The following is a 9,734-nucleotide window of genomic DNA, read 5'->3' as shown; positions in this document are numbered from 1 at the left end:
CGGCGGCGGCGCGGGTGCTGCCCGCACCGTGACCGGGCGCATCCTCACCACGGCGGCATACCGAGGCGCTGGTGAATGCGGCCGTGCAGACGGCAACGGAACCTTTCGTGCAGCGCTGGCGCGCGGAGGCCGGGGCTTGGAAAGCGGCTGGGGCGAGGCTGCAAAAAACGTTGGCCTTTGCCGGGCTTTTCGGCGCGGCGCTGGGCGGCGCCGGCCGTGCCGGTTGCGGAAGGCCTTGCCGCCCTTGGCCGCAGTGCCGAGGCGCGCGCGGCCGCAAGGCGGGCGCTGGCAAACGATCCCGCAACGCCGGAAGCAAGCCGCCAGGCGCTTGCCGTGCGACCGCGAGGCGGCAGCGGCCGTGCTGGAGCCGATGCGCGCCAGCCTGCCGGCCGAGGCGCGCGGCGCGCTTGATGCGCTGGAGGGCGGAACGGCTTTTCGGCAACCAGAAACCGCCGGCGGCCCGCAGCGCCTATCACGACAGCGTGAGCGCAAACGCCATTGCCGCCGCGCAGGGAAAACCGCCCTTTCCGCTTCGAGCCGGACACCGAACAGGTCAAGCGCATTGCCGGACCAGCTGGCGCCGGAAACCACAGCGCCGGCGCGAACAGCGCGAACAGCCGATCGGACGAATTTCTGATGCGGCGCGGCGGGTGGGGTGAAGGATTACAAGGGCGAGCTGGGCCGCGCTGGGCCTCGACAAGGCCGCTCGCCCGTTTGTGGGCCGGCTGGTGCGCGAGGGCGGCGACACGCTGGACAATGCCCGCCTGGCAGCAGCAGAGGCCGGTTATTTCGATCATCTCTATGGCACGGCCGACCAGGCGGCGGAGAAAAGCACGATCGGCGACTTGCTGGACGCGCTGGACAATGCCAGCCGCACACAGACGGCACAGCCGGCCGCCGACACGGAACGGCGCGCGGTGAGAAGGCCTGGTGCACGATATCATTGCCGATGCAGGCCCCGGTGTGTTGACGATGCCGTGATCATCCGTGCGGCCGAGCGCGCCGTTTCCGAAAACCTGCCCGCCCGCGATGCATTGGCCCGCACGCTGGAAGCGCCGGACGCGCGGCCGGGCCGATGCCGGTGCTGATGACCTGCCGGAAGAAGCATTCTTCCCGGAAGACGAGATTTCCGGCGGGCTGGACGATCCGCGCGTGTATCGACAAGGAAGACCTGATTTCCCCGGCGCGAAATCGGCGATGTGCCGGAAGACATGGAAATCCCGTTCTTTGACGATGAAGGACCGGGTAACGATTGCCGCGCTGAATGACGAACTGGAACGCATTGACCGCGCCGCACGGATTGTGGAGGCCTGCCCGCTATGAGCCTGCAAGATTGCCTGAAAAAGGCCGTTGACGAAAACCTGCTGTCCGATGACGACGCCAAGAAACTCGGTCGCGAATTCGACAAGCTGCGCCGCCGCCACGCTTCCGCCTCCGAGGTGACGGCCGATGCCGAGGCCAAGAAAGCCCTTGCCGAAATGCTGCGCGCCCAGAGCGCGCACCAGAAGCGCAAGGCCAAGCTTTCAATCAAATCCATCGAGCGCCTTGCGGCCGATCTTGGCAGTCACAGGAATGCCCGCGGTGAATTCGATGTCGGCGAGGCGGCGCTGGACAAGCTGGAGCATTTCGGATCGTCCGGCTTTGCCTCCGTTGCCGGCCGGCAGCGCACCATCATCGGCATGGCGCATGCGCGCATGGAGGATGCGCTTTACCATTTCCGCCGCTCCGCAATTTCCGGCGACGGCACGCGTGTTTTCGGGCGTGATATCGGCGGCCGCCATAACAAGGCGGACCTCGACAATGTTCTGCGCGAGAGCTTTGGCGAGGATACCGGCGATGCGGCGGCCAAGCACTTTGCCAAAGTCTGGAACGACACGGCCGACTGGCTGCGCCAGCGCTTCAATGCCGCCGGCGGCGCAATCGGCCGGCTGGAAAACTGGGGCCTGCCCCAGCACCACGATGCGCGCGCCCTGCGCAAGATGGGCCTCGAAAAGTGGAAGCAGGACATAACACCGCTGCTGGATGTTTCCCGCATGAAACACCCGCTGACCGGCAAGACGGTGGACCCCGAAGACCTCGACGACGTGCTGACCGATATCTGGACAAGCGTTGCCACCGAAGGCTGGAACAAGATGGAGCCGAAGCGCCAGCCCTTCGGCCGGGGCGCGCTTGCCAACCAGCATGGCGAGCACCGCTTTCTGGTGTTTCGCAATGCCGACAACTGGCTTGAGTACCAGCGGCAATATGGCGGCGGCGGCGATGCCTTCGGCGCGATGATGGGCCATATCAACATGATGGCCCGCGATATATCCGCCATGGAAATTCTCGGGCCGAACCCGAACGGCACGATTGAATGGCTGAAACAGGCCGTGACCAAACAGGCGGCGGAAAAGGCCGCCGGCCGCCCTGCCCGCTTTGCCGGAAAGCCCGAGGGCGCGCTTGACCGCGCCAAGGGCATTAACCGCAAGATCGATGCGGTGTGGGGATCGATCCGTGGCACCCTGCAAACGCCGGTTAGCGGCAAATGGGCATCCGGCATGGCGGCCGCGCGCAGCCTGATCACGGCAAGCGTTCTCGGCTCGGCAACGATCTCCGCCATATCCGATATCGGCACCACGATGATTTCCCGCAAGTTTGCCGGCATGAATGCGCGCGGCGTTTTGAGCGATGTCATCAAGGCCATGGGCAAGCAGACCCGCCAGGAGGCGATTGCTTCCGGCCTGATCCTCGACAATGCCATGCATGTGTTTCACGCCCAGGCGCGCTATGTCGGCACGCTGGACGGTCCCGGCTTCACCAGCTTCATCGCCGACCGCGTGCTGACCTATTCCGGCCTGACGCCATGGACACAGGCCGGGCGCCATGCCTTCGGCCTCGCCTTCATGCGCACCGTCGCCGAAAATGCCGGCAAGGGCTACGACGCCCTGCCCACAGCGCTGCGCGACACGATGCGCCGCTATGGCCTGACGGAAACCGACTGGAACCTAATCCGCAAGACAAAGCGCCACGACATGGGCGGCGCAACGATCATCCGCCCGAACGAGATGTTCGACAGCGGCGACAACCGGATTTCGGAACGCTATCTGGAAATGATCCAGTCGGAGACGGAATTTGCCATTCCCTCCGGCTCGCATCGCTCCCGCGTGGCGCTGCTGGACCAGAACCAGCCCGGCACCTTTATTGGCGAGGTTCTGCGCTCTTTCGCGCAGTTCAAGAGTTTCGGCGCGGTGTTCATGTTGCTGCATGGCGCGCGCACGCACCGCATGCTTGTTGGCGATAATCCGGCCAAGGGCGCGGCCTATGCCGGCTCGCTGCTGATCTCGACAACGCTTTTCGGCGCACTGGCCTATCAGCTGAAACAGATGGCGGCCGGCCGCGACCCGCAGGACATGAGCGACCCGGCTTTCTGGGGCGCGGCGATGCTGCAGGGCGGCGGGCTGGGTATTTACGGCGATTTCCTGTTTTCCAACGTCAACCGCTATGGCGGCGGGTTTTCGACCACGCTGGCCGGGCCGGTGGTCGAGCGCGCCAATAATCTCTGGAACCTTACCGGCGGCAACGCCATCCAGCTTGCCAGCGGCGAGGATACCAAATTCGGCCGCGAGCTTAACCGCTTCCTGCGCTCCAATACACCGGGATCAACGATCTGGTACTGGCGACTGGCATGGGAACGGATCCTGTTCGACCAGATGCAATATCTGATGGACCCGGAGGCCAACAAAGCATTCAAACGCAAGCAGCGTTTTTATGAGCGCGAATTCGGGCAGGAATTCTGGTGGAAGCCCGGCGAGATGCGGCCGGAGCGCGGGCCGGATGTTGGGGCGGCAGGCGGAAGGAACCCCAGCTAAACGTCCCGCTCGATCGACTGCCGCCACTGCATACCAAGTTCTTCTATGTCAACAGGCCAGAGAAGAAGTAGGTTTTCAGTGGCCATTCCACTGGCAAGCGTTTCATCCATTTCATTCGATGCAGTGCGCTTGATTGCCGTTGCAGCCAGCGCCGTAGCCGCTATGTTCCAAGCGCAAAACATATTTTGTGTTTCAGGTCTATTGAAACGGCTTCTCTGTTCGGCTGTTTGCTGCGTGAGAGTTAACAGTGTCCGATCATCCATATAATGCAGTGCAAGGAGAATTGCGCCAAAAATAACGTCATCTGGCCCGTCGGCCGCGTTGAAAAAAGGCGACTGCCTCTTAATCAATTTTAGAAAACCGCTTTTAGCATCCTTGACCCCGGCGCCGTTTAGGAAATCGCCATCAGCAGCCCATAGTGTATTTTCGTCCGTATGGCGGCGTAGAGTGGCAAAATTTCGGTCCCAAGCGCTAATTCGCGGTCGTCTCGATAAATAGACCGTCACCACGCCAGCCAGCGCAAAGAATACCACGCCGATGATAACGGCGAGTTTGTCATCCATATTCCTGTCCCCATTGACAAAATCCCCATCGTCCCGCAACCTAACCACGCTTCCCGAAAAAGGGGAAGCCCCGGTTAGCAGCGGGTTGGGAACAAAAAGGCGTCCGGCGCGCCTTTCATGGCGCGTTTTTTTTATGGTCGGGCGTAACGGGAGGGCTTTGCCCTGCCGGTTTCCTTTTTGGCCGGTCTGCTAACCCGTTACTGCCCGGCCACCCGTTAGCAGGGGTGGTCAGGTTCCACTTATCAAAAAGGGACAGAACCTATGACCGACTATATCGAAAACGAGACTTCCGAAGACATTCTTGCCCGGCTGGACAACAGCCTTGTCAATCTGCGCGCGCTCGCCAAGATCGTGCTCTACGTCTCCGAAAGCTGCGACGGCGACGACTTCAAGATGATGAAGAGCGAGCTAAACACCATGTTCTACATGATGATCGACAATGTGGACGATTGCTCGGACGCCAGCGAGGGCCTTGCACTGGCCGCCCGCGAAGCGGTGGAAGCGCACCGCCCGCAGTAATCCACAGAAACGGCGGGACACTTCGCGCAGTCTAAAATGGCCAAGTCTTTGTAACGGCCCGGTTTGTAACTGATTTCAGGTCACAAATCCAAAGTCCTGCGCTTGGTCCCGCCGGTGGAATCACTGTTTTCTATCTTTGCCCGGATCAGAACCATCAGCCGCACCTTTCGGCTAAGTAATTGAATTTAAAAGGTCGAAAAATGAGCCGAGGCAAATAACATCAAGAAGGGAAGTTCCCATGACAGCAGCAGCCGAAAATCTCATTGAACCCACAGTCCGTGTGCAGGAAGGCAACGTTTTTGCCGATAGCCGGGATGTCGCCAGCTATTTCGGAAAAGAGGTCAAACACGTCCATGAGGCGATCAGAAATCTGATCAGTATGGAGCCAACACTGGGTGTCGCTAATTTTCGACCTTTTAAAATCAAAGACTTAGTTGGCGAACGTGTGGCCTATTACGAGATGGACCGCGACGGCTTCACCATTCTGGCGATGGGTTTCACTGGCAAGCGCGCTCTGGCTTTCAAACTAAAATACCTCGATGCGTTCAACCGAATGCAAAAGGAACTCAATGAGCTAAGGGAAACGCAGCAGATACCAGAAGGCGATATCGGCAGCTTGGCGGAACAGCGGCTCGCGCTCGATAAGGTACGCGAAGCCAGAATAGCTTACGGTCCGGCACGCGCCCGCGCCTTGTGGGAGAGCTTACCCGCCTTGCCGCAGGTGCCGCTGATCGCTGGCCATGAAAGCGGCGGCAGCGATGCGGCCGAGTGCCTGCGATATTTTGTGAGCGAACCGACAGAGCCTGAGATGCGCAGTGTCGGCGAAATGCTCGAAGGCGCGTTGCGCGGCGACGGCAACGACAAGCAGGCGCTCGAGCAATTCGGCATTGCGGTTTCGCCGGCCGGCCTGTTCATAGCCCGGTCGAAACCGGAGATCCGCGCATTCTGGAACCGGACACGCTGGGCCACGGCATGGGTGACGCATATTCGCCGTTCCGGCGGGGCGTATATCGGCAATGAGCGCATGACGATCGGCGGGCATCAATGCCGCCCGCTTTTCATTCCGTCTGCCGAGCTTGGCAGGCTGCGGCGGACGATCATAGTCTGATCGCCTCAAGGGGTACCTATAGTACAGGTACCCCTTTCATCTTCATCCTGAACGGTTGACCACATCCCCCACATGAAAAACTGGCCCCGGTTCTAACTGCCGGGGTCTTTTCATGAGCACTGTTCTGCCGATCAACGAAGTGCCGCGCTGGGCGGTTTATACCGCAAGCGCCGGACAGACGGCGTTTGCCATTCCCTTCGTGTTTCAGTCCAACCTCGATATTTCGGTCGGCCACGAGGTTGACGGGCTGTTTCAGCCGATCGCTTCCGGCTACACCATCACCGGCGCCGGCAACCCCAGCGGCGGCACGCTGACATTCGACACCGGCCGCACCGACGGCGACCGCATTCTGGTGGCGGGCGAGGCCCTGCTTGAGCGACTGTCTTCGATCGTCAAGAACGGCCGCTTTTCCTCCGCCACGATCGACAGCGAATTCGACCGGCTGACCATGATCGCCCAGGAGCTTTCCCGCGACCGCGACCGCGCCGTCAAGGCAGAATACGGCGAAACCGGCGCAACCTTCGACAAGGACGTGGAAGACAACCATTTCCTGTTCCTCGACAACGGCAGGGTCAAATCCGGCCCGAACCTCGACTATCTGGCAGAGGAAAAGGCCGTGATCCTGGAAGCGCGCGACGATGCGGTGGACAGTAAACAGGCTGCCGCACAGTCGGAAACCAACGCCAAGCAGTCCGAAAACGCATCCCTGTTGCATGAGCAGGCATCGCAGACCTACGCCAACAATGCTGCCGCAAAGGCAAATGATGCGGATGGCTGGGCGCAACAAGCGCAGGATGCGCGAAACGCAACTATCGCGGCGACCGACCTTAGCGCAATCGCCGAGTTCGTCGACACTGATGCTGACCTGTCCGGCGCTGGTCTAGATGTCGATGACATTGTGATGGTCTGGAAAGATAACACACGTGGTGATGCGACCACCCTTTATCAATGGGACGGCTCAGCTTTCGGCGAGCCTACGGTCTGGCTCAACTCTCAGCGGCTCTCTGACCGCCAGCAGATGCTGCCATATCTCTCGAAACAGATCATTGAATGTATCGGCGCACATCAGGCCAAAACCTACGGCCAATCGGTCTCTTACCTGTCACTGATCGATAGTATCAATGGCGAACCGGGATACGCCATTCTGCCGTGGTTGTCATCGAAGATTTACAACAAGTCTCTCGATCCTGCCAGTGGCGACGGTGTTCCTGCACGTGCGTCAACGACAGGAGCAATGGCTGCTGTTGAAGTCGGGGCAATAGCGTCCACGTCGAGCGACGATTACGCTGCGATTTTCAATGGCAACACCGCAATCTGGAACACCGGGTCGTGGACGGTTCGAAAGGGCGGCGCTTCGTTTGATTTCGACACGCTCACGCTTTGCTACATTGTCACGGCCGGTGGCGGGACTATCGAATTTTTCCGAGACGGTGTGTCCGTTGGCGGTCCTTACGATACGTCGGTTGGTACGGTCGGAGCCATAGGCTTCGCCGAAGCAGTCGAGACGGACAACACCCGCGCTGTCGATTTGACAGTAGTGATTTCCGGGGGGACCGTGAAATCTTGTGCGACCACCAACGGCCATGGGCTTTATCGTCTGCAAGAAACGGATACAGGTAACCGTCTCTATGACCATAACTGGCTTGCGGAGGGCGGCCTTGGTATCTACGACGCGGTTGAATTTGCACAGAGCCGTGCCAACACACAAGCCTTGGTCGCGCGACTTGCGCCAGACATCATCACCGTTAACGGTCGTGAGCAGGTTGAAACCGTCGAGGATGCCGCACCGCTGCTTTTTGACATTCTCGATGCCGCAGCACCAAACTGCGACAAGGTTGTTTTTTCCGGAGCACCTATCCCATATGGTGGCCCGGATGAGGCTAACTCTATCCAACAAGCCAATCTCTGGCGGGCCTTCACGCTTCAGCGTCGCGCTCTCAACAAACCATACACATTCATCGATATCCGAAATCAATTCGAAGTCGATGGAGACCCGACGACTGCCTTGGGTTATTTCCAAGCCCTGCCGGATGACTGGGAAGATGGAGGCGTACACATCGGCCCGGAAGGAATGGCAGCGTTTTATGGACCCTGGACGCGGCTCTTTAGCAGTATCTTGCCGGGACAAGGAGGGCAAAGTGGCGCTCCATACACGCGCGAAGCTGGTTGGCTAGGCCTTGATACGCAAATCGCCAACATTAGCGGTGTTGGCTATAAGTTTTCAGTGATCGCCCCCTACGACGGTAGGTTTTATTTGCCGCGCTCTGTTCGGTTTCTGACCGATGAAAGTCTGGGCAATAACGACGAATACTTTCAGGTAGGTTCCGGTGGCACGGGATCAGGCGGGCGTGATTATAAAAACCATGTTGTGCCTCTCACTATGTCTTTCGGCACGTGGGATGGTCGATTTTCACGCGCCGAAAGTATCGTCAACGGTTTGCACGTCATCGAATACAAAGATAGCGGGGCCGACAATCCAGCGGACGATGCGATTGTGAAATTTGGCGCTGTATGGCACGACGTGATCACACTGGCGGAGGCAAACGCCCTAGCGGGCGGATCGATCAACCAGATTCGAGGCACAGTTGCCCACATCAATTACGGCACACAGACTGGCATGGCCGTAGCTTCTGGCGGCGGCAGCGGTTCGTGGCGCGCGCTTGGCAGGATGGTTTCTGTTCCGAACAACAGCGGTTCCTCCGGCGCGCCAGGCGACTGGGCTGCCAATAGCTCATATCTTTACATTTATATCGGCGACGGCAATGCGTCACATGTGTGGAAGCGTATTGCTGTTGACGGTAGCTGGTGATGACGGACGGCATCCTCGCCGGTCACCGAACAGGCAACTGTCTGCATATAGCAGTTAACCACACCCGGCCGCGCCTAGACTGACCACGAAGTCAAACCAATGGCGAGGTCAGCATGGCCAACACACGCGAAATTCAAACGGCACTTGCCGCGCGCGGGATCGATCCGGGACCGGTTGACGGCATCCGGGGGCCGCAGACGATTGCCGCTATCCGCAAGTTTCAGGCGGCAAACGGATTGCAGGTTGATGGCATTGTCGGCCCTCAGACCGGCGCGGCATTGTTTGCCGGGGCGACGACAGAGGAAACCGGGCTTTGGCAGGCAATTCTCTCGGTGATTTCCGCCATCATCGGCGACCCGACGGACAACACCGGTATGCCGCCCTGGCTGAAAAATGCCTATGTCGATCTTGGTGAAGCCGAGATCAAGGGCGCGCAGCACAATCCCCTTATCCTGGAATACTGGAAGGCCATCGGCCAGCCTGTGTATGACGACGAGACGCCCTATTGCGCGGCCGGGGAAGGCTACTGGCTGGAGACGGCCGGCCTTCGCTCGACGCGATCCGGGCTTGCCCGCTCCTACGGGCGCGGCTGGGGCATCAAGCTCGATGGGCCGGCGCTTGGCGCGATCGCCGTGAAAGGCCGCGCCGGCAGCGCGACATTCGGCCATGTGACGAATGTTGCCGGCCGCACCACAGACGGGCGGCTGGCCTGTCTCGGCGCAAACCAGAACGACCGCATTCAGATTTCGCCCTACCCCGTCAGCGCTTTTTCCGGCGCCGAGGATTGCGGTTTCTTCTGGCCGAAGGATTACCCCCTTCCGAAATCGATCGGCTTCGACAGCCTGCCGCTGATCGATGCCGGCGGCAACGTGCTCAAGGAGGCATGA

General features: G+C 60.1%; 8 protein-coding genes. 7 read left to right on the top strand and 1 reads right to left on the bottom strand.

Annotated elements, in window-relative coordinates; genetic code table 11:
- Positions 1-216: 216 nt before the first annotated feature.
- From ACHZCU_RS17210 to ACHZCU_RS17200, 3 genes are all read left to right on the top strand, one after another.
- Positions 217-411: a hypothetical protein gene (locus tag ACHZCU_RS17210; protein WP_319519718.1), complete on the top strand. Its 195-nt coding sequence runs from the start codon at positions 217-219 to the stop codon at positions 409-411.
- Between the two features lie 317 nt (positions 412-728).
- Positions 729-1,088 carry a hypothetical protein gene (locus tag ACHZCU_RS17205; protein ID WP_319519717.1) on the top strand — a complete coding sequence of 120 codons (360 nt, stop codon included), beginning with the start codon at positions 729-731 and terminating at the stop codon, positions 1,086-1,088.
- Between the two features lie 231 nt (positions 1,089-1,319).
- Positions 1,320-3,848, top strand: coding sequence for a hypothetical protein (locus ACHZCU_RS17200; protein ID WP_319519716.1), 2,529 nt, complete (start codon positions 1,320-1,322; stop codon positions 3,846-3,848).
- Here ACHZCU_RS17200 and ACHZCU_RS17195 read toward each other — a convergent pair.
- Complete coding sequence (locus ACHZCU_RS17195) at positions 3,845-4,411, bottom strand: hypothetical protein (protein WP_319519715.1); 567 nt, start codon at positions 4,409-4,411, stop codon at positions 3,845-3,847. The two genes, ACHZCU_RS17200 and ACHZCU_RS17195, sit on opposite strands and share 4 nt — an antisense overlap.
- A 261-nt stretch (positions 4,412-4,672) precedes the next feature.
- On the opposite strand from ACHZCU_RS17195, the gene ACHZCU_RS17190 reads away from it, so the two are divergent.
- The 4 genes from ACHZCU_RS17190 (at position 4,673) to ACHZCU_RS17175 (ending at position 9,734) form a co-directional block, all read left to right on the top strand.
- On the top strand, positions 4,673-4,930 hold the full coding sequence (locus ACHZCU_RS17190; protein ID WP_319519714.1) for a hypothetical protein: 258 nt from the start codon (positions 4,673-4,675) through the stop codon (positions 4,928-4,930).
- A 238-nt stretch (positions 4,931-5,168) separates the two neighbouring features.
- A complete protein-coding gene (locus tag ACHZCU_RS17185) occupies positions 5,169-6,038 on the top strand; it encodes a Rha family transcriptional regulator (protein ID WP_319519713.1) in 870 nt (289 codons plus the stop codon).
- 112 nt (positions 6,039-6,150) lie between these two features.
- Positions 6,151-8,847, top strand: coding sequence for a hypothetical protein (locus tag ACHZCU_RS17180; RefSeq protein ID WP_319519712.1), 2,697 nt, complete (start codon positions 6,151-6,153; stop codon positions 8,845-8,847).
- A 113-nt stretch (positions 8,848-8,960) separates the two neighbouring features.
- Positions 8,961-9,734: a TIGR02594 family protein gene (locus ACHZCU_RS17175; protein WP_319519711.1), complete on the top strand. Its 774-nt coding sequence runs from the start codon at positions 8,961-8,963 to the stop codon at positions 9,732-9,734.

Origin of the sequence: uncultured Martelella sp. (assembly GCF_963677965.2) — a bacterium.
In the GTDB taxonomy this organism is placed as follows: Bacteria; Pseudomonadota; Alphaproteobacteria; order Rhizobiales; family Rhizobiaceae; genus Martelella; species Martelella mangrovi.
Note: the sequence above shows the minus strand (reverse complement) of the source record. Positions and strands in the feature narration are given on the sequence as shown.